The organism is Marinomonas gallaica, from assembly GCF_049821165.1.
Classification (GTDB): Bacteria; Pseudomonadota; Gammaproteobacteria; order Pseudomonadales; family Marinomonadaceae; genus Marinomonas; species Marinomonas gallaica.
This window is the reverse complement of the sequence record NZ_CP187511.1, coordinates 787,205-806,904: the sequence shown is the minus strand read 5'-3', so window position 1 is coordinate 806,904 and position 19,700 is coordinate 787,205. Positions and strand designations below refer to the sequence as shown.

The window sequence follows — 19,700 nt, the reverse complement described above, 5'->3', positions numbered from 1 at the left end:
TCGGAGAGAGATTATGAAATGGTTTCTAGGTGTTTTTACCACCCTATTGGTATCGTTTGCCCACGCAGATCAAGTGACGGACTTCGGACCCTATCAGCTGCATTACAACACCTTCGAATCCACTTTTTTAACGCCTCAGATTGCTAATCAATACGGTCTCATTCGCAGCAAAGGTCGAGGCTTGTTAAATGTGGCCGTGACCACTCAAGATCCGGGGGCACTGCCACAATCTCAACGCGCAATCGTGTCCGCTAAGGTAACCAACCTATTGGGGCAGATCGTGTCATTAGAGTTTATGACCATTGAAGAAGGCGACTCGATTTACTATCTAGCGCCTTTCACTAAAACCGATGACGAAATTTTAAAATTTACCGTCCAGGCGAAACTCAGTGCAGACAACCAACCCATGACGGTCACATTCCAACGCCACGTTTACGTGGACTAAAGGTAATCAGATGAGCCAAACCATCGTGCTCGCCAGCAACAATGCTGGCAAGATCAAAGAATTTAATGCCCTATTAAGTCAATTTAACTTTGAAGTAAAACCTCAAAGAGACTTTCACGTTGAGGATGCTGACGAAACCGGTTTAACGTTCGTCGAAAACGCCATTCTTAAAGCGCGTCACGCCTGTGCCGCAACAGGGTTACCTGCATTAGCCGATGACTCCGGTATCGAAGTGGATTTCTTAAAGGGTGCGCCGGGGATTTACTCAGCGCGTTTCGCAGGCGACCACGGCAACAATGAAGCTAACAACGCACTGCTGCTTGAAAAACTTGATGGTGTGCCTGCCGAACAGCGCAGCGCACGTTTCCATTGTGTGCTCGCTTTTATGCGTCATAAAGACGATCCAACGCCTATTATTGCCCATGGCACATGGGAAGGTCGTATTTTGGAGTCCGCTGAAGGTGTCGAAGGGTTTGGCTATGACCCCATCTTTTATGTGCCTGAAAAAGGCTGCAGCTCAGCTAGCTTGCCAAAAGAAGTCAAAAACCAGCTAAGTCATCGCGCCAAAGCCTTAAAAGATCTGGTCGAGGCGTTTAAAGCCCGTCAAATGCTATGAGCCATTTACCGCCTCTAAGCCTTTATATTCATGTCCCTTGGTGCGTACGAAAATGTCCGTATTGTGACTTCAATTCACATCAAGCCGATCGCTTTGAAGAAAATGGTCAACTGCCGGAGCAAGCCTACTTAGACCAATTGCTGGCGGATCTCGACGTGGACTTGGCGTATGTCGCCGGACGTCCTATTCAAACAGCGTTCATTGGCGGTGGCACACCAAGCTTAATGAGTGCGGATTTCTACTATCAGCTGTTTGATGCGCTGCGTGAGAAGCTCGATTGGGTGGATGGCGCTGAGATCACCATGGAAGCCAATCCTGGTACGTTTGAACAAGAGAAATTCGCCCACTTTCGCAAAGCAGGCATCAATCGACTATCCATTGGCATCCAAAGTTTCCAGCCAAACCTGTTGAAAACCCTAGGAAGAATCCACAACCGCGAAGAAGCCATCCAAGCTGTGGATAAGTCTCGCTTAGCCGGTTTCGATAATATCAACTTAGATTTGATGCATGGTTTACCTGATCAAAGCCTCGAAATGGCCTTAGCAGACTTACAACTTGCTATTGATCTCAACCCAGAACACCTCTCTTGGTACCAGCTAACCATTGAGCCAAATACGGAATTTTACCGCCGCCCGCCCACTCTGCCAGAGGACAACACCCTCTGGAATATTCAAGATGCCGGGCTTGAGTTGCTTGAGAAAAATGGCTACCAGCAGTATGAAATTTCTGCCAATGCCAAACAAAACCGTCAAGCTCAACACAATTTAAACTATTGGCGTTTTGGTGATTACATCGGCATTGGAGCAGGTGCGCATGGAAAGATCACACTGGCAAATGGGGAAATATTTCGTACACGAAAGACCCGACATCCGAATCACTACCTCAATAACCTGCCTGAAGCACTGTCTATCAAAGAAGCTATTAATGTAGAGGATTTACCCTTAGAGTTCATGATGAACCGCTTACGTCTGTTTGAAGCATTTTCGCTAAAGGACTATGAAATCTACGCCTATCGTACTGTGCCAACACAGCTTTTCGAGGCTTGCCAGCGAGCGGTCTCGTTAGAATTGCTGGATAAAGAGCGCTTTGATGCAGGAATTATCTGCACCACAGAGAAGGGAAAACTGTTCCTTAATGAGCTGCTTGAGCTGTTTATTAACGAATAAAAAATCCCCTTACAATCATTTGACATCTAAATAACTTACTGCCATTCTCGGTTTTGCAAGCCATAGGCGCTATTTGATGCTTATGGCGTTGCGTATTCAAAAGCTGCCAGCTCAGGGTTATGAGCTGATCGTTATCAACGCGAACGTAATCCAACTTACCGGTATTGCCTCGCAGAGCGACAATTGGAATGGCTGCTTAGAAGTTGTGTTTTATGTTCAGTTTATGGACGGCCTTCATTCCAATTGTTACCACCAAATACGATTTGGAGAAACAATATGAGCAAAGGTTCCTCGGAGAAAGGCCGGGAAGAGTACGATACGTCCTATAAAGCGGGTCAGGACAACGTACAATTCCTCGGATTAGATGTGCATAACCCTGTGTTTGGCATCTCGGCATTTATTATCTTCGCTTTCGTCATCGGCTCCATCGCCTTTCCTGACAACGCTAAAGATGTCTTAATGGCCGCACGTGGCTGGTCGATCAATCAATTCGACTGGTTTTTCATGGTCGCTGGTAACATCTTCGTCCTATTCTGTTTAGCGCTGATTGTCTTGCCTATGGGTAAGATTCGTCTCGGCGGTACAGAAGCTAAGCCGGAACACTCCACTCTTACATGGTTCTGTATGCTCTTCGCAGCAGGTATGGGTATCGGCCTAATGTTCTGGAGTGTGGCAGAGCCTGTGGCGTACTATACCGGCTGGTATGGCACTCCGCTCAATGTTGTGGCTAATACGCCCGAGGCAGAATCACTTGCCATGGGGGCTACCATGTTTCACTGGGGTCTTCATCCTTGGGCTATTTACGCGATCGTTGCTCTGTCGCTTGCTTTCTTTGCCTACAACAAAGGCTTACCGCTTACCATCCGCTCAGCATTCTATCCCTTATTTGGCGAACGCGTCTGGGGTGTACTAGGTCACTTTGTCGACATTCTGGCCGTTATTGCCACCATATTTGGTCTTGCAACGTCGCTTGGCTTTGGTGCACAACAAGCGACCAGTGGTTTGAACTTCTTATTTGATATCCCAAACACTCTGACAACGCAGATTATCGTCATTGCTGTGGTAACAGGGGTGGCTATTATTTCCGTTGCTCGTGGTTTAGATGGCGGTGTGAAGTTGCTGTCTAACATCAACATGATCATTGCGGCATTGTTAGCGGTTTTTGTTCTTGTTGTCGGCCACACAGGTGCCATTTTTGGAGCGATGGGAACCATCTTCGTCGGCTACCTAGAGAATATTATCCCGCTCAGTAACATGGTCGGCCGTGAAGACCAAACCTTCTACCATGGCTGGACTGTCTTCTACTGGGCTTGGTGGATCAGTTGGTCTCCATTTGTCGGCATGTTTATCGCACGTGTTTCACGTGGCCGTACTATTCGTGAGTTTATTACAGCTGTATTGCTAGTACCTACACTGGTGTCTATGGTGTGGATGGCAATCTTTGGTGGCTCAGCGATTGAGCAAGTCCAGCAAGGTGTTGGCTCACTCGCAGAAAACGGCATTACTGATGCGTCATTGGCCATGTTCCAAATGTTTGAGCACTTACCACTTACTTCGATCATTTCATTCATTGCGATTGTCTTGGTGTTGGTGTTCTTTGTAACGTCTTCCGACTCCGGCTCTCTGGTAATTGACGGCATTACTGCAGGTGGTAAAACTGATGCCCCAATGTCACAACGTGTGTTCTGGGCTATTCTTGAAGGTATTATCGCGGTCGCACTGCTTGTGGGGGGTGGCTCTGAAGCCTTAACCGCAATTCAAGCGGCAGCAATTACCATTGGTTTGCCATTTACCGTGTTGCTACTGGTCATGTGTGTCAGCTTGTTTAAAGGCTTACAATCAGACCTTAAATTTGTGCGTTAGTCATAACGTTTAATAATTATAAAGGCGGGGCAACCCGCCTTTATTGTTTTTATAGGGCCGCTTCGTTTATACTGCCCGTCCTCTTAAGGGAGTAATCTTCTTCGTTCACGAAGATCCACTGTCAACATAATTGAGCCTCACGCTCATGGCAATGGAGTCCATACGCATCACGCGCTGGATTGATGAGACTTAAGACGATCGCTTGTTCCAGGTGGGCACAAGCTATTCGTCTTATGTTTAATCGCCCACCGTTGGATACACTTAATGGAAGCCGTCCTTACCTCAATCTCTACCGTTGCTCTAGCCGAAATGGGTGATAAAACCCAATTGCTCGCGCTGTTTCTCGCTGCTCGATTCTCGTCAAAGTTCCAAATAGTGCTTGGCATCGTTGCTGCGACCATCATTAACCATTTAATCTCTGCGTGGATTGGCGTTCAAATTACTAACTGGATTCCGGGTACTTGGGTAAACTGGGTAATCGGTGCTAGCTTTATAGTCGTCGGCCTGTGGATACTGATTCCAGATAAAGATGACAGCGAAGAGAGCAAATTCCTAAAGTCTGGAGCCTTTTTCGCCACTTTTATCTTGTTTTTCATTGCAGAAGTGGGCGACAAGACACAGATTGCTACCGTATTATTAGGTGCTAACTATCATTCGGTACTATGGGTAACCGTTGGTTCAACGATTGGTATGCTGATCGCAAATGTGCCCGTTGTATACGCCGGTCAATGGCTAATGCAACGAATTGATCCCAAGAAAACACGTATCGCGGCATGTGTTTTGTTTGTCTTAATGGGGATCGCTGCCATTTTATACCCTGCCGTATAAGCGAGGACATTTATGGACGTCGAACTCTCGGAAATATTGGATACACTGTGTGAATACGCCCCTTTTATTGATTTAAAAGATGAGCCGATTTTGCAGGACATGGTGAAAGACATTGAAATCACCTACCTGCGGGCGGGCGAATGGGCGATTGCGCCTGAAGCACGTAACCAAACACTTTTCTTTATTCGTTCAGGTGCGATTGAAGCTAAGAACAAGAACGGCAAGCTACTACGTCGTATGCATGAAGGCGATGTGTTTGGCTCGTCCTCCTTGCTACGTGGGGGGCGTTCATCACATACCATGATGGCGTTAGAAGATTCGTTACTTTACCGTATCCCTGCTCGCTGGTTTATTCAGTTTTACAGCGAGTTCGACTCTTTCTCCGACTTCTTTGAGCTTTCTCGTGAAGTCCGTTTGAAGACAGCTATGGACAACCAATCATCCGATTTATCGTTGATGACCTGTCCCGTGCATTCGCTTCTTCGTCGCCCACCGATTACGGCCAACCATGATGTTGACATCAAAACGGCGGCCAATATCATGTCGAACGAGCGTGTTTCTTCTTTGTTGATTACCGAAAATAACAGTCTGGTCGGTATTTTAACCGACCGCGACTTACGTAATCGTGTTGTGGCAAAAGGTTTACCGCTGGATGTGCGTGTCGATATGATCATGACGCAAAACCCAGTGACGGTCGACGCGGGTGACTTTGCCTCCGAAGCGGTGCTAAAAATGATGGCGACCAATATTCACCATTTACCGGTGGTAAAAAACGGTCGTCCTTTCGGCGTGATCAGCACTGGCGATTTGGTGCAACGTGAAAGCCACGGTTCAGTCTATGTCATCAGCGATATTTTCAAACAAGAAGATGTCGACGGATTAGTTGCCATTAGCCAGAAAATGGACCACATTTTTACGCAGCTGGTCAACGCCGATGCCAACACACAAATGATTGGCAATGCGATGTCGCACATTGGCGTAGCCTTTGTGAAGCGATTGTTGCAGCTTGCCGAACGTGAATTAGGGCCGCCGCCTATTCCTTACTGTTTCCTAGCGCTTGGGTCTCAAGCACGAGAAGAACAAACCATCAGTACTGACCAAGATAATGCGCTGATTTTGCACGACCGTTATGACAAAGCATTGCATGGTGACTATTTCCGCGAGCTGAGCGATTACGTCTGTAAAAATCTAGACCGCTGTGGTTACCCTCTTTGTACAGGGGACATCATGGCGATGAATCCACGCTGGCGCATCCCCTTATCTGAGTGGAAGAAAACCTTTGCGGAGTGGATCGAAAAACCGAAAGCCGAAGCCTTGCTTCATGTGTCGATCTTCTTCGATCTACGCGGCATTTACGGAGATAAGACCCTTGCTCGTCAGCTAAACAGCTATATCCGTGAGTTAGCCAAAGAAAATAAAGGTTTCTTATCTGCGCTGGCGCGTAATGCAAACCAGCGTACACCGCCATTGGGGTTCTTCCGACAGTTTGTACTGGATGGCGAGGGGAAACAGTCACGTACTTTTAACTTAAAATCTCGCGGTATTGCACCGATTGCCGATTTGGTACGCGTGCATGCGTTGGCATTAGGCTCGAATAAACTGAACACTTTTGAGCGTTTAGAAGATATTGAGGAAGCCGGCATTATGCCGGATGGTCGAGCTCGCGATTTGATTCTTGCGCTGGAAATGATCGGCATGGTACGTATCAAAAACCAGAAGAACCAAATCGAAGAAGATGAGTTCCCTAATAACAACGTTGACCCAGAAACCTTATCCGAATTTGAGCGCCGTCATTTACGTGATGCATTCAACATCGTTTCACGTCAGCAAGAGTTCTTAAAATACCGTTACCCTGGAAAAGGCTAAGTACTGCCAATGAACCCGAAACAGCTACCGGACAACTGGCAAGAAGCGTTCGCAAAATTAGCAGAGGAGTGCCAATCTCCTGCTTTAAAGCGTTTTTATGGCGCGGGCGTGCCAGGTTTAGATAAGCCATTAGAGGAGACTCCCTTGGTGTCTCTTGATATCGAAACAACGGGATTGGACCCTAATAAAGACGACATTGTCAGCATTGGGCTGGTGGACTTTAACCTTGAGGGCATTCGCCTAAACAGTGCATGTTACTGGTTAGCAAAACCCCATGGCCCACTGACTCACGAATCGGTTGCGATTCATGAGATTACCCATTCGGAAATCCAAGATGCGCCACGTTTATCGAGCTTCTTGGACGAAGTATTGGATGCCATAGCCGGTAAGATTGTCGTGATTCATTGTGCGGCCATAGAACGACCGTTTCTATACGAAGCGGCCATGAAACATTATGGTGAACCACTTCTGTTTCCGATGCTCGATACCATGGCCATTGAAGCCAATGCGATTCATAAGCCTTGGTGGCAGCGCTTTGGACGACAGCCATCACTGCGTTTAGATGCTTGTCGTCAGCGCTATAACCTACCACGTTATCGCGCTCATCAAGCCTTGATGGATGCTGTGTCCTGTGCCGAGTTGCTCCAAGCTCAAGTGTCTCATCACTTAAACAAAGAGCACCTTACCTCAGAATACGACGTCTAATCAGTTAAGCTTATTACGCAAGAGTCGCGTAATAAGCTTGATACGCTGGCAGCGTCAGTGTTTGCCCCAACATTTGACTTTCAAAACCATGCCCTGTTAACACTTCACCGACCGTTTCTGTGAGTGTCGCTTGCTGAGATTGCCCTGTGACGTTGATGACAACCACCACAGTTTCCTCTTCATAACATCGCGTAAACGCCAATAAGTCCTCATTGCCAACGTCGACAAACGTTAATTCACCACGCACCAACGCAGGCTGCGACTGTCGCCAGTGAATCAATTGACGAACCTGATGCAAAAACGAGTCTGGGTTGGCTTCTTGAGTGGCCACACTCAATGGCAAGTGCCGAGCATCTACTGGTAACCACGGTTCAGTGGTCGAGAAACCACCATGTGAAGCATCCTCCCACACCATCGGTGTTCGGCAGCCATCACGGCCTTTAAACACTGGCCACAGCGGAATACCATAAGGATCTTGAATACGCTCAAACGGCACATCCGCTTCCGGCAGACCGAGCTCTTCTCCTTGGTACAAACAGACACTGCCACGCAAAGACAGCGTTAGCGCTAAAATCACCAATGGATACTGAATCGGATCTTCATCAGCGCCCCAACGCGTCCGCATGCGCACCACGTCATGGTTTGACACCGCCCAGCACGGCCAGCCATCACGCACACTGTCATTAGTGGTACGAATAACATCGCGCAGAAATTCTGGAGAACGAGGTTTATTGAGTAACTCAAAGGTATACGCCATATGCAGCTTGTCACCACCGTCCGTGTATTGCGCCATCCGTTTAAGCGGGAAATCATCGCCGATTTCACCCACCGTAGTGGTGCCTGGAAATTCATCCATCAAGGCCCGTAGCTCTTGTAAAAATATCAGGTTTTCTGGGCGGCTTAGGTCATACACATGACGCTGATAGGTATAGGGGTTGTCCTCTGGCGCGCCTTTGGTTTTCGGTTCGCCCGGCGGCACTGGCGGATTGTCTTCTAACCCTTGGCTGTGAAAATAAAAGTTCACCGTATCCAAGCGAAAGCCATCCACTCCCATTTCTAACCAAAAACGCATGCTGTCCAAATGAACGTTACGCACCTCAGGATGATGAAAATTAAAATCCGGTTGAGACTCTAAAAAGTTGTGCAAATAATACTGTAAACGGCGACAGTCCCATTTCCAAGCACTGCCACCGAAGATTGCCAACCAATTATTGGGCGGCGTGCCATCGGGTTTTGGATCTGCCCAAACGTACCAATCCGCCTTCGGGTTAGTACGATCTTGACGGCTTTCTTCAAACCAAGGGTGTTGATCCGAAGAATGACTGATCACCTGGTCGATCATCACTTTCAAGCCGAGCTCATGGGCTCGCTCAATTAAGCGCTGGAAATCCGCTAACGAACCAAACATAGGGTCAATGTCACGATAATCACTGACATCGTAGCCGAAATCTTTCATCGGAGAAGTAAAAATGGGAGATAGCCAAATGGCATTCACTCCCAAAGAAGCCACGTAATCCAGCTTGCCTGTAATGCCCTTTAAGTCGCCAATACCATCGCCATTGGCATCCATAAAGCTACGTGGGTAAATTTGATAAATGATTCCCCCCTGCCACCAGTTCAACGCCATCACCCTACTCCTGTATTTGATTCACCAGCGCACCTTACGTGCGATCTGCGGTTAAATTGTGTCGAGTCGAAGCTGTGCTTGTTCTAACGACGGCAAAGATGGATAGGCACCGGTTTTGGTCACGGCTTCTGCACCACACGCCACAGCAAATCGAATGCACGCTTCTAGCTCGGTCTGTGTAAAGCTTTGCAACGAGGCACGATCACCGCCACGTTCTGCTAATTGATACAGCAAGCCTCCGACAAACGCATCTCCTGCCGCCGTGGTATCTTTTACATCCACTTTAGGAGCAATCACTTCTCCAGAACCTTGCTCACCTGCAAAGTAACGTACAGGATTGCCACCATCGGTTAAGACAAACAGTGACACACCGTCGCTTAGTAACTCGTTGATCAATACCAATGGCTCGTTCGACAACACTTCTAGCTCTTCCAAGCTGGCTTTAATAACGTCTCCTTGGCGCATCCAATCGACCACACGCTGAACTTCAACTTGATGATCAGGCCATAAATTAATACGCAGATTCACATCAATACTGACAATCCAGTTCGCGGCTTTGGCTAGTTCAATGCCCGCCATAGTGGCAGTCGTAATGTCCGCTTCGGTTAACGTATTCGAACAGGTATGAAAAACGCCCGCTTCGTCAGCAAACCATTCCGCTTTAAAGTCTTCGCCACGAAATAACATGTCGGCCGATGGATTGCGATAAAATTCAAAACTACGCTCGCCTGTTTGATCGAGACTCACAAACGCCAGTGCGGTCTTCGCTTCTTTGGTCATCAGCATACTACTTGTGTTCACACCATAGCGATTCAATGATGCTTTTAAATAGTGCCCAAAAGCATCGTCACCCACTTGTCCGGCAAAATGGCTGTTCCCCCCTAAACGAGCAACCGCCACCGCCACGTTAGCGGGTGCGCCACCTGGGTATTTGGTAAATGACTCAAGCCCATCTAAAGCCGTATCGCCATTCGAAAGGAAGTCGATTAAGGCTTCACCAAAAGCCATTACTTTTGTCGTCATCGTGTTGTCTCTCTCTTATTGTTAATATCAGCCGTGTGCCTTACAGCAACTGGCGAATATGTCTGAAACGTCGCGGCTGAATACATGTTACTATAGCCGCCACAGACAATTACTGACTCTATTATCTAGGCCGTTGGTTAACAAACGGTTTCTTGCTAGACTCTTTTCCTTATCTGATTATTTATTATCCAATGATACTTATATGACAAAAACTAAATGCGTCTACGTTGTGGATGACGACGATGAGATTCGTTCTTTGCTCAAATCGTACCTAGAAAAGAATCAGTATCAGGTTCGAACGGCCGATTCGGGCGAATCCTTTTTGGCTGCATTTAACCCGACAGATGATGTAGATTTGGTTATTCTGGACGTCCGCTTACCCGGTGCCGATGGTTTTTCCGTGTGCCGAACCTTGCGCACTCAATCCAATGTACCTGTCATCATGTTGACCGCTAACTCCGATGAAATGGACCGTATTATCGGCCTTGAAATTGGCGCGGATGACTACTTAGCTAAACCGTTCAATCCGCGCGAATTATTGGCTCGCATCAAAGCCATCCACCGTCGCATGGAACACATCAATGATGTGCCCGAACCAGTAGAAGACAGTGTGCCGGATGCTCACCGTTTTTATCGCTTTGCCCAATTTGTGCTGGACACTTTAACTCGCGAGCTCTCCGTTGGAGGCGTTAAAGAATCGTTAAGTGGTGCGGATTACAACTTACTGATGTTATTCGTCACCAACCCAGGCACAGTGCTGACACGAGACTACATTGCGGAAAACACGCGTGGCCGTGATACCACCCCGCTGGATCGGTTTATCGATGTGCACGTCAGCCGTTTGCGCCAACGCTTAAGAGAAGACGCACGCCAACCACAATTGATCAAAACGGTACGTGGACAAGGCTACATCCTCACAGCACACGTCACAGCGACTGATGATGACCACTCTGCATCGAGTTAAACGTTGGTTCCAATCTTTAACAGGCCAAATCGTTATCATCATGACCTTTGGTGTCGCGGCCGTACAGCTGATCGGCTCAAGCATTTGGTTGCATCAAGTCGAAGCTGATACCCGTGAAAACGTTCGTGAAGTGTCCAAGCACATGGCGTTTCGAATCGCCGCGACCGTCAGTTATTTCACGTCATTACCGCAGAATTACCGCCATATTGTCATTGATCAACTGCAAGATATGGGCGGAACACGGTTTTTTGTGACCTTGAACCGAGAAGAGATTTTAATCAACCCTATTGAAGACTCGCCCCTTAAAGACATTGTCAAAGCCGAAGTTCAAAACACGCTGAGCAAACAGCTCGGCATCAGCAATGCCAAGATTGCCTTCTCTAGCCCCGAAGACTTACACGTTATCAACAATCACACGCGATTGGTTGATTTGCCGGAACGCTGGGGACACCACAGTTTACTCGTCAAACCGCTCACACCGCCCATTATCGTGATTCAAATTCCAATCAACGACTCAGATTGGTTGTATTTGGCCAGCCTTATGCCAGATCCCTATTTTCTTGAAGAAACGACGTCACCTCTAAGCCGTGACCGGGTCTTCTCATTAATCGTGTCCGTGACCACAGTACTGCTGCTCACCCTACTCATTCTGCGCCGCACGACACGACCACTGGCAGTACTGGCCAGAGCGGCGGAACGTTTCGGTCAAGGTGACTTTAAACCATTACGAGAAGTCGGTGCACTGGAAGTAAAGCATACGGCCCATGCTTTTAACGACATGCAGGCAAGGATTCAGCGTTACCTGAATGATCGAGAGAAGCTATTTGCCGCCATTTCACATGACCTGAAAACCCCCATCACACGGCTTCGTTTACGCGCTGAAATGTTAGATGACGAGGATACTCGCGAAGCCATGGTGCGCGACCTTGAAGATCTTGATTTGTTGGTAAAAGGGGCGATTCAGAGTGTAAAAGAAACTGATATTCACGAAAACCGCGTCGAAATCGACATCATGCGCTATCTTAAAGACATCCAACACAGCGCCAACCAAATGACGCAAGCGATGACCATTATTGGCACCTTACAGACCCCCTACATCGGCAAGCCTTTGGCTATTCGCCGCTGCTTAGGAAACCTGATCGACAACGCGTTGTACTACGGTCATCATGCTGAAATCCACATAGAAGACGGGGTGGATGAACTGTGTATCCGTATTTGCGATCAAGGCCCAGGGATTCCTGATACGAAGCTGGACCATGTGTTCCAACCTTACACTCAGCTATCAAGCTCTCAAGGCGGACGCACTGGCAGTGTTGGTCTTGGCTTAAGCATTGCACGCAACATTGCCCGCGCCCACGGTGGTGAGGTCTCCCTGCAAAACCGTGAACAGGGTGGTTTAGAAGTACGTCTATGGCTCCCGCGCCATTAAGGGCTGATCACGCAATAACCTTGTTACGACATCGCTTGGTTGGGCTTTGGCAAACAAATACCCTTGCCCTTTGTGACAACCTTGGCTGGCTAAGTCCAATGACTGCTGCTCGGTTTCAACTCCTTCTGCAACCAAATCGAACCCTAGGCCTTCCGCTAAAAACACAATGGCTTGAGTGATCATGGGATCAGACAAGTCTTCACTGCCGCTACCGGACACAAAACAACGGTCGATTTTGATACGATCTATCGGCAAAGTTTTTAAATAACGCATGGAGGAATAGCCAGTGCCAAAGTCATCAATTGCGATGCCCACCCCTACTTTGCGAATTTCATTCAATACATAAAGACTCGTAAGGCCGCTGTCGACAAACACCTCTTCTGTTAGCTCTAGCATCAAGCTCCCTGCTGGAAGTCGGTAGGTTTTTACCATTTTCTGAACCATTTCTTCAAAACCAGCCTGACGCAAATGGCGTGGCGATATATTGACCGACATGCTTATAACAAAGCCTTCATCCAGCCAGCATCTTAGCTGCTGACACGCGGTTTCTAATACCCATTCGCCTAATGCACCAATCAGCCCAACACGATTTGCTTCATCGATAAACTCCCCTGGCATCAGTAAATTACCATCGGGCAATCGCCAACGAATCAGCGCTTCTACACCATGAATTTGGTGACTATCGAGTGACACAATAGGCTGGTACTGCAATTCAAATTCGTTATTGGCTAAGGCTCGCTGTAGGCCATTTTCAACGCGAGTTTCCTTGTGCAAACGAGCCTGTAAGCTGTCACTAAACACCATATGATGTTGATTGCTTTCAAGTTTTTTACACTCATACAATGCCATATCGGCTTTTCGCATGAGCTCAGAGACTGTCTCACCTTGGTCTGGGTACAGCGCAATGCCCATACTGGCCGAGACTTCTAGATGCTTACAGTCGAGTACCGCATAACGAGAAACTTCCGCCAGCACTTTATTAGCAATTCTATTTAAGCTCGAGACATCCTGCACATTGTCTAATAGTAAGGTGAATTCGTCACCGCCAATGCGCGCAACAAAGTCACTGGCGCGAATCGATTCTTGAATACGTTTACCCACTAATGTCAGCAACATATCGCCCACATGATGACCTAATGTATCGTTTACGTTTTTAAAACGATCCAGATCAAGAAACGCCACGGCTAATCGGGTTTTATTGCGCCGCGCACGTGCTATGGCCAGCTCCGCATGCTCTTCAAATATCAAACGGTTCCCTAGACCAGTCAAAGGGTCGCGTTTAATCAGCATTGAGATTTGCTGCTCGGCTTTCTTACGCTCAATTGAGTGCCGCACACTGCGCTCTAGAAGTGCCGTTGTCAGTTCATCTTTGGGAATAAAATCCGACGCCCCAAGTTGCATCAGTACATCGTCTAACTCCGAAGCATCGCCTCCAGTCAGCACAATGATGGGCGTCTCAAGACCAATTAATTTAGCGTGTTTAAACAAATCCATGGCCGTATGACCATCCAAAAAATAGTCTGCCAGTATGGCATCGAATTCCTGCTCGACTAATGTCTTCACAGCCTCTGAAAAGCTTGCCGCGTGATGCAAGTCAAAGTGAGAGCGATGAGCACGCGCAAGATAGGTACGCAGGAGAATAAAATCTTCGTGATCGTCTTCGATTACCAGAACTGATAAGCTTTTCTTATCCACGATTTCTCCTTCTAGGTTGATTGCTACACATAGCGTCGGCACAAAATATCAAGTTTACGGGTCAGATCTTGTACTCGGTCTGGTTTACCAAGATGCTCATCAGCCCCTAAAGACAAACTTCTCACTCGCTCTTCTGTCATTCCCGATGTGGAAAAAACAACAATAATAAGGTCTTTATATTGCGCTTCGGAACGTAATTCTTTCAGCCATTCTAAGCCGGTCTTACACGGCATATTTAGATCTAATAATAAGATAACAACAGATTCCAAAGACTGCGTTATATAGTCTTCAGAAAGGTAAGACGTAAACGCTTGGCTCGTCTGTATGTGCTGAAACGGCACATCATACTCAAGACGCTTAATCGCCGTTGAAACCAGCAGTGCATCTTCAGGGTCATCATCGAGCATCACGATGCGCACCGGATTTGCGTTAATTTGAGACATGCTGATCCACCTGCTGTTTGGGTAATTCAATCAACATCGTTGTACCTTCTCCCTCTTGCGACTGAGCAACAATTGTTCCGCCGTGTCGTAACACTATCTTGCGGCAAATGGCGAGCCCCATACCAGTACCAGAATAGTCCTGACGATCATGTAATCGCTTAAAAATATCAAATACTTGTTCCGAAAATTGTGGATCAAAGCCAATCCCATTATCACGCAATTCAAGATAAATGCTGTCTTCTTTTTCCTGTCCGGAAATAAACACTTCAGGCACACGATCCGGGTGATGATACTTCAAGCTGTTACTGATTAGGTTCTGAAACAATTGCCGCATTTGTACTTGATCCACCTCGGCACTGGGCAGCGATTCGATGTGTATCTGGGCTTGAGTTTCTTCGATGATCAGCTGCAAGTCTTCCAGCACTTCCTCTAATAAAGGGTTCAGCCTAACACTCTTAAACGGATTCGCCTTTGATGTCACACGGCTGTACGCCAATAAATCCGTTAATAAATCTCGCATGCGTTGGGCCGCATTGACAATATAACCTGAGAACACTTGGCCTTCTTCGTTGAATTTCCCATACTCACCTTCTTGTAACAGGATCGAAAAGGAAATAATTTTACGCAGTGGTTCTCGCAAGTCGTGGGACGCAATGAAAGCAAACTCCTGTAACTCTCGGTTCGATACTTCCAATGCTTCATTACGTTCATGTATGCGCTTTTCGTAAGCTTTACGCTCACTAATATCAACAATGGCCGCCACAATTTCAGTATTGCCATCCAGTTCAACAGGATGCAAGCCTACTTCCAGCGGCACATACGAGCCATCTAACCGTGCGCCATACAAATCACGCCGTGCCCCCATTTTGCGTTTCGAGGGCTTAGCCTGAAAACCATCGCGATCCACTTCATGGCGCTCTCGTAATTCACTCGGTACTAAACTGTCGACAGACCGTCCGACTAACTCTTGCACCTGACAACGGAAAATGGAAGCGACCATGCTGTTCGCTTGAGTAATGATGCCATCACGATTCACTACCAACATACCATTGGGGGCCGACTCAAAAATGCTCATCATGCGTTTGTTGGCTTGTTCTGTAGCCTGCACTTCCAGCTCTAACTTGTCTTTAATTTCTTGCAGCTCACTGGTACGCAGCGCGACTTCATGCTCTAAAGAGTCCGACAAACGACGTAATTCCGCTTCGACACTGCGTCGACGATCAATCTCTTCTTGCAGCCGTTGATTGTTTAAATGCAGGGATTTCGATCGATTACGCTCGCGCCAATTAAATAAAAGATACAACAACGCTAGCGTCGCACCGATGCCATAGGCAGCATTTAGAATCATGGTCACCATGCCAGAGAAGGACTCAGGATGGTAATGTGAATGGTCAAACACCAGATCCGTGACAGACAAAATGATCAGCATAATCGATAACCAAAATAGGCTGCTTGGCCTCTCTTGATCTGCTTTATTGCGGGAAATTTTCCAAATGAAAACAAGCATTAATGAATAAAGGGCGAGAAAAAAAACATCGACCGCTAAATAGGTTTGCGTGTTCACACTGCCTCCTTGCCCTATTAGGTAAAACCTAAATCAAATTTCAGTATAGCTGAAGATTATTAGCGCACAGTAACATGACATGCATTAGAGAAATTTATTGCATACCAAATACTTCCCTCTTGTCAAAACAGCACTTTGCAAGACTTTGATACATTTGGTTGCTCTACTTTACTACTTACGTGCATAAGGTTTGCTACATTTGTTATGTCTAAGTGAGCATTTCTTATGCTGATGATCTAGATTGATAAAAACGTTAGTTACAAAGTCCCATAACAATAACAAGGGTTACTGACCATGAAAAAGATTGCATTAGGTTTATCGAGTCTTGCCATTTCTGTTGCTGCAGCGACAGCGCACGCAGGTGAAGTAGAAGTACTGCATTGGTGGACATCCGGTGGTGAAGCCGCTTCGATCAACGTTCTAAAGGACTTGATGACAGAAGAAGGCCACACTTGGAAAGACTTCGCTGTTGCGGGTGGCGGCGGTGAATCTGCAATGACCGTTCTAAAATCTCGCGCGATCGCTGGCAATCCGCCTGCGGCGGCACAAATCAAAGGCCCTACTATTCAAGAATGGGGCGATCTTGGCTTCCTAACAAACCTTGACGCTGTTGCCGAACAAGGTCAATGGGATGTTGTCCTACCTCAAGTTGTCAGCGATGTGATGAAATACGACGGTCACTATGTGGCAGCGCCGGTTAACGTGCACCGTGTAAACTGGATGTGGGCGAACCCTGAGATCTTCAAAAAAGCGGGCGCTAGCATTCCAACAACGTGGGATCAGTTCTTCGAAGCAGCAGACAAAATCAAAGCAGCCGGCTTCACGCCACTTGCTCACGGTGGTCAAGCTTGGCAAGACGCGACGCTATTCGAAGCCATTGCACTGTCCAAAGGTTCACAGTTCTACAGCGCAGCCTTTATCGGTCTAGACGATGCAACATTGCGTGGCGATGAAATGGTTGATGTGTTCAAAAAGTTCAAGAAGACCCGTGACTACGTAGACCAAGGTTTCTCAGGCCGAGACTGGAACATTGCCACCTCGATGGTGATCAACGGTGAAGCAGCGATGCAAATCATGGGAGACTGGGCCAAAGGCGAATTCACAGCGGCAGGCAAAAAAGCTGGCATTGATTACGTCTGTTACGCAGCGCCAGGCACAAGTGGCCAATTTACGTTTAACATCGACTCTCTAGCGATGTTCCAAGTGGATGATGAAGGGGCGCAAAGCGCTCAACAAGATCTTGCTAAGCTAATGCTTGAGCCAACGTTCCAAGAAACCTTTAACCTAAACAAAGGCTCTATCCCTGCACGTTTGAACATGCCTCGTGACAAGTTCGATACCTGTGCACACTCTTCAATGGATGCTTTCCTAGCCAGCTCAACAACGGGCGATCTCGTACCAAGTATGGCACACGGCATGGCTGTGAACTCAATGGTGCAAGGTGCGGTATTTGATGTGGTCACTAACTTCTACAACAGCGAATCTATGACCGCTGAAGAAGCAGTAGATCGCCTTGCTCGTACCATTAAGGCAAGCATGTAACACGCGTTACAATCTGAGGCCAACCCAAGGGTTGGCCTCTCTTCTCTCCTCTAAAGTAGAAGCCCCGATTATGAACAAAAACGCCGCCAATGCTGGGTCTGGAGCGACTCAAGCTGGTCGTCCTGCGCGCCTGAGTTTGGCCGATTGGATGCCCAAAATCGTCATGGCACCGACTGTCGTAGCGGCCGTCGTGTGTATCTACGGCTACATGATATGGACTGCCGTACTCTCTTTCACAAACTCTCGTATGCTGCCTTCGTACAAATTCGTTGGCCTAGAACAATACGAGCGTTTATTTATGAATGACCGCTGGATCGTTGCTCTGACTAACCTTGGGGTATTCGGTGGTTTGTTTATCCTGATTTGTTTGTTTCTTGGCGTCATGCTGGCGATCTTCCTAGATCAGAAGATTCGAGCAGAAGGCGCGATTCGTACCATTTACCTTTACCCAATGGCGATCTCATTCATCGTAACGGGTACCGCGTGGAAGTGGTTGCTTAACCCAACCAACGGTATTGAGAAAATGATGATCGAACTGGGCTTTGAAGACTTCCGCTTCAACTGGCTATCTGACCCAGACATGGTCGTTTACTGTTTGGTCATTGCGGCCGTATGGCAAGCATCTGGCTTCGTCATGGCGCTTTTCTTAGCAGGTCTGCGTGGTGTGGACGGTGAAATGATCAAAGCCGCTCAACTCGATGGCGCGGGCATTATTACCACTTACCGACGCATTATTTTACCATCGCTAAAACCCGTCTTTTTCAGTGCGTTAGTGATCCTGTCACACATTGCCATCAAGAGTTTCGACTTAGTCGCCGCGTTGACCAATGGTGGTCCAGGCTACTCGTCTGATCTACCGGCAAACTTCATGTATGCCCACGCCTTTACCCGTAGCCAGATCGGTTTAGGTGCGGCATCAGCAATGGTCATGTTGGGCTGTGTTTTGGCGATCCTGATCCCTTACTTGTACTCAGAACTACGAGGTGAGCGCCATGAGTAACGTAGCAAAACGTCAGACTTCTGGGTTAGACAAAGTATTACGTGTGGCGCTGTATGTTTGCCTACTGGCGATGGCAGCCGTGTACTTAGCACCGTTCATCGTCATGCTGCTTACGTCCCTAAAAGACGTAGAAGAGATTCGCAGCGGCACCTTGTTGTCACTACCAGGTTCCATAGACTTCAGCGCGTGGTCAAAAGCATGGAGCGGGGCGTGTACGGGTAGCCAGTGTGAAGGCATGGCACCGTACTTTATGAACTCGTTCAAGATCGTTATTCCTGCTGTGGCGATTTCGACACTGCTGGGTGCGATCAATGGTTACGTCATTTCCCACTGGAAATTCCGTGGCAGCGACTTTTTCTTTGCCGCACTGTTGGTGGGTTGTTTTATTCCGTTCCAAGTGATCCTGTTGCCAATGGCGCGTACTTTGGGTTGGCTAGGCATTGCTAACACCACAACGGGCTTGGTGCTGGTACACGTGGTGTACGGTGTGGCGTTTACGACTTTGTTTTTCCGTAACTTCTATCAATCCATTCCAGGAGAATTGATCAAAGCGGCGCGCTTAGACGGTGCCGGTTTCTTTACCATCTTCTACCGTATTATCTTGCCGGTTTCGACGCCGATCATCGTCGTTACGGTTATTTGGCAGTTCACGCAAATTTGGAACGACTTCCTATTTGGCGTGGCGTTCTCTGGCTTCGACACACAACCTGTGACGGTAGCCCTTAACAACCTCGTTAACACCAGCTTCGGTGGTAAGGAATACAACGTCGACATGGCCGCCGCCATCATCGCCGCCCTACCGACCCTATTGGTTTACGTGTTAGCAGGTAAGTATTTCGTACGCGGCCTCACAGCCGGTGCGGTTAAAGGTTAAGTTTGTAAGGTTGAACCGTGCGCCGGCGACAACATCCGCCGGCCCGTTAC

At 47.7% G+C, this 19,700-nt stretch carries 17 protein-coding genes; 12 read left to right on the top strand and 5 right to left on the bottom strand.

Translation table 11 applies throughout. The annotated features are described in order from the left end of the window. Positions 1-13: 13 nt before the first annotated feature. From ACPUEK_RS03735 to ACPUEK_RS03705, 7 genes are all read left to right on the top strand, one after another. Positions 14-445 carry a DUF4426 domain-containing protein gene (locus ACPUEK_RS03735; RefSeq protein ID WP_425642374.1) on the top strand — a complete coding sequence of 144 codons (432 nt, stop codon included), beginning with the start codon at positions 14-16 and terminating at the stop codon, positions 443-445. A gap of 10 nt (positions 446-455) precedes the next feature. Then, a complete protein-coding gene (rdgB, locus tag ACPUEK_RS03730; RefSeq protein WP_425642373.1) occupies positions 456-1,061 on the top strand; it encodes an RdgB/HAM1 family non-canonical purine NTP pyrophosphatase in 606 nt (201 codons plus the stop codon). Then, positions 1,058-2,227: a radical SAM family heme chaperone HemW gene (gene hemW, locus ACPUEK_RS03725; RefSeq protein WP_425642371.1), complete on the top strand. Its 1,170-nt coding sequence runs from the start codon at positions 1,058-1,060 to the stop codon at positions 2,225-2,227. Before rdgB ends, hemW begins: the two co-directional genes overlap by 4 nt. 276 nt (positions 2,228-2,503) lie before the next feature. Next, positions 2,504-4,090, top strand: a complete 1,587-nt coding sequence (locus ACPUEK_RS03720; protein ID WP_067222271.1) for a BCCT family transporter — start codon at positions 2,504-2,506, stop codon at positions 4,088-4,090. Between the two features lie 264 nt (positions 4,091-4,354). Beyond that, entirely contained in the window at positions 4,355-4,918 is a 564-nt protein-coding gene (locus ACPUEK_RS03715; RefSeq protein ID WP_425642370.1) for a TMEM165/GDT1 family protein, read from the top strand. Between the two features lie 12 nt (positions 4,919-4,930). Continuing rightward, positions 4,931-6,784, top strand: coding sequence for a DUF294 nucleotidyltransferase-like domain-containing protein (locus tag ACPUEK_RS03710; protein ID WP_067222267.1), 1,854 nt, complete (start codon positions 4,931-4,933; stop codon positions 6,782-6,784). Between the two features lie 9 nt (positions 6,785-6,793). Next, positions 6,794-7,489 carry a 3'-5' exonuclease gene (locus ACPUEK_RS03705; protein ID WP_067033996.1) on the top strand — a complete coding sequence of 232 codons (696 nt, stop codon included), beginning with the start codon at positions 6,794-6,796 and terminating at the stop codon, positions 7,487-7,489. Between the two features lie 13 nt (positions 7,490-7,502). Here ACPUEK_RS03705 and ACPUEK_RS03700 read toward each other — a convergent pair whose 3' ends face one another. Both ACPUEK_RS03700 and ACPUEK_RS03695 read right to left on the bottom strand, forming a co-directional pair. After that, the gene (locus ACPUEK_RS03700) at positions 7,503-9,116 is read right to left on the bottom strand and encodes an alpha-glucosidase family protein (RefSeq protein WP_425642368.1); all 1,614 of its coding nucleotides are present in this window, start codon (positions 9,114-9,116) and stop codon (positions 7,503-7,505) included. A 51-nt stretch (positions 9,117-9,167) separates the two neighbouring features. Beyond that, the gene (locus tag ACPUEK_RS03695) at positions 9,168-10,139 is read right to left on the bottom strand and encodes a carbohydrate kinase family protein (protein WP_425642367.1); all 972 of its coding nucleotides are present in this window, start codon (positions 10,137-10,139) and stop codon (positions 9,168-9,170) included. A 202-nt stretch (positions 10,140-10,341) separates the two neighbouring features. On the opposite strand from ACPUEK_RS03695, the gene ACPUEK_RS03690 reads away from it, so the two are divergent. Further along, entirely contained in the window at positions 10,342-11,103 is a 762-nt protein-coding gene (locus ACPUEK_RS03690; RefSeq protein ID WP_067034003.1) for a response regulator, read from the top strand. Next, entirely contained in the window at positions 11,078-12,532 is a 1,455-nt protein-coding gene (locus tag ACPUEK_RS03685) for an ATP-binding protein (RefSeq protein ID WP_067034006.1), read from the top strand. The genes ACPUEK_RS03690 and ACPUEK_RS03685 overlap by 26 nt, the downstream gene beginning before the upstream one ends. Here ACPUEK_RS03685 and ACPUEK_RS03680 read toward each other — a convergent pair. The 3 genes from ACPUEK_RS03680 to ACPUEK_RS03670 are packed head-to-tail and all read right to left on the bottom strand — an operon-like array spanning position 12,512 to position 16,234. Continuing rightward, complete coding sequence (locus ACPUEK_RS03680) at positions 12,512-14,227, bottom strand: putative bifunctional diguanylate cyclase/phosphodiesterase (RefSeq protein WP_425642366.1); 1,716 nt, start codon at positions 14,225-14,227, stop codon at positions 12,512-12,514. The genes ACPUEK_RS03685 and ACPUEK_RS03680 overlap by 21 nt on opposite strands. A 23-nt stretch (positions 14,228-14,250) precedes the next feature. Next, positions 14,251-14,670 (bottom strand): response regulator, encoded by a 420-nt coding sequence (locus tag ACPUEK_RS03675; protein WP_067222262.1) that lies wholly within the window; start codon positions 14,668-14,670, stop codon positions 14,251-14,253. Further along, positions 14,657-16,234 (bottom strand): sensor histidine kinase, encoded by a 1,578-nt coding sequence (locus tag ACPUEK_RS03670; RefSeq protein ID WP_425642365.1) that lies wholly within the window; start codon positions 16,232-16,234, stop codon positions 14,657-14,659. Before ACPUEK_RS03670 ends, ACPUEK_RS03675 begins: the two co-directional genes overlap by 14 nt. A 294-nt stretch (positions 16,235-16,528) precedes the next feature. Between ACPUEK_RS03670 and ACPUEK_RS03665 the strand changes: the two genes are divergently transcribed. From ACPUEK_RS03665 to ACPUEK_RS03655, 3 genes are all read left to right on the top strand, one after another. Then, positions 16,529-17,776, top strand: coding sequence for an ABC transporter substrate-binding protein (locus tag ACPUEK_RS03665; RefSeq protein ID WP_067034014.1), 1,248 nt, complete (start codon positions 16,529-16,531; stop codon positions 17,774-17,776). A 70-nt stretch (positions 17,777-17,846) separates the two neighbouring features. Then, on the top strand, positions 17,847-18,776 hold the full coding sequence (locus ACPUEK_RS03660; RefSeq protein ID WP_067034018.1) for a carbohydrate ABC transporter permease: 930 nt from the start codon (positions 17,847-17,849) through the stop codon (positions 18,774-18,776). Continuing rightward, positions 18,769-19,650, top strand: coding sequence for a carbohydrate ABC transporter permease (locus ACPUEK_RS03655; RefSeq protein WP_067222261.1), 882 nt, complete (start codon positions 18,769-18,771; stop codon positions 19,648-19,650). Before ACPUEK_RS03660 ends, ACPUEK_RS03655 begins: the two co-directional genes overlap by 8 nt. The last annotated feature ends 50 nt before the right edge of the window (positions 19,651-19,700 follow it).

Coding starts and splice junctions, on each gene's coding strand:
- ACPUEK_RS03700 (WP_425642368.1), bottom strand. CDS start 9,116: ATGGCGTTGAACTGGTGGCAGGGGGGAATCATTTATCAAATTTACCCA.
- ACPUEK_RS03690 (WP_067034003.1), top strand. CDS start 10,342: ATGACAAAAACTAAATGCGTCTACGTTGTGGATGACGACGATGAGATT.
- hemW (WP_425642371.1), top strand. CDS start 1,058: ATGAGCCATTTACCGCCTCTAAGCCTTTATATTCATGTCCCTTGGTGC.
- rdgB (WP_425642373.1), top strand. CDS start 456: ATGAGCCAAACCATCGTGCTCGCCAGCAACAATGCTGGCAAGATCAAA.
- ACPUEK_RS03705 (WP_067033996.1), top strand. CDS start 6,794: ATGAACCCGAAACAGCTACCGGACAACTGGCAAGAAGCGTTCGCAAAA.
- ACPUEK_RS03710 (WP_067222267.1), top strand. CDS start 4,931: ATGGACGTCGAACTCTCGGAAATATTGGATACACTGTGTGAATACGCC.
- ACPUEK_RS03655 (WP_067222261.1), top strand. CDS start 18,769: ATGAGTAACGTAGCAAAACGTCAGACTTCTGGGTTAGACAAAGTATTA.
- ACPUEK_RS03665 (WP_067034014.1), top strand. CDS start 16,529: ATGAAAAAGATTGCATTAGGTTTATCGAGTCTTGCCATTTCTGTTGCT.
- ACPUEK_RS03695 (WP_425642367.1), bottom strand. CDS start 10,139: ATGACGACAAAAGTAATGGCTTTTGGTGAAGCCTTAATCGACTTCCTT.
- ACPUEK_RS03715 (WP_425642370.1), top strand. CDS start 4,355: ATGGAAGCCGTCCTTACCTCAATCTCTACCGTTGCTCTAGCCGAAATG.
- ACPUEK_RS03660 (WP_067034018.1), top strand. CDS start 17,847: ATGAACAAAAACGCCGCCAATGCTGGGTCTGGAGCGACTCAAGCTGGT.
- ACPUEK_RS03685 (WP_067034006.1), top strand. CDS start 11,078: ATGATGACCACTCTGCATCGAGTTAAACGTTGGTTCCAATCTTTAACA.
- ACPUEK_RS03675 (WP_067222262.1), bottom strand. CDS start 14,670: ATGTCTCAAATTAACGCAAATCCGGTGCGCATCGTGATGCTCGATGAT.
- ACPUEK_RS03735 (WP_425642374.1), top strand. CDS start 14: ATGAAATGGTTTCTAGGTGTTTTTACCACCCTATTGGTATCGTTTGCC.
- ACPUEK_RS03720 (WP_067222271.1), top strand. CDS start 2,504: ATGAGCAAAGGTTCCTCGGAGAAAGGCCGGGAAGAGTACGATACGTCC.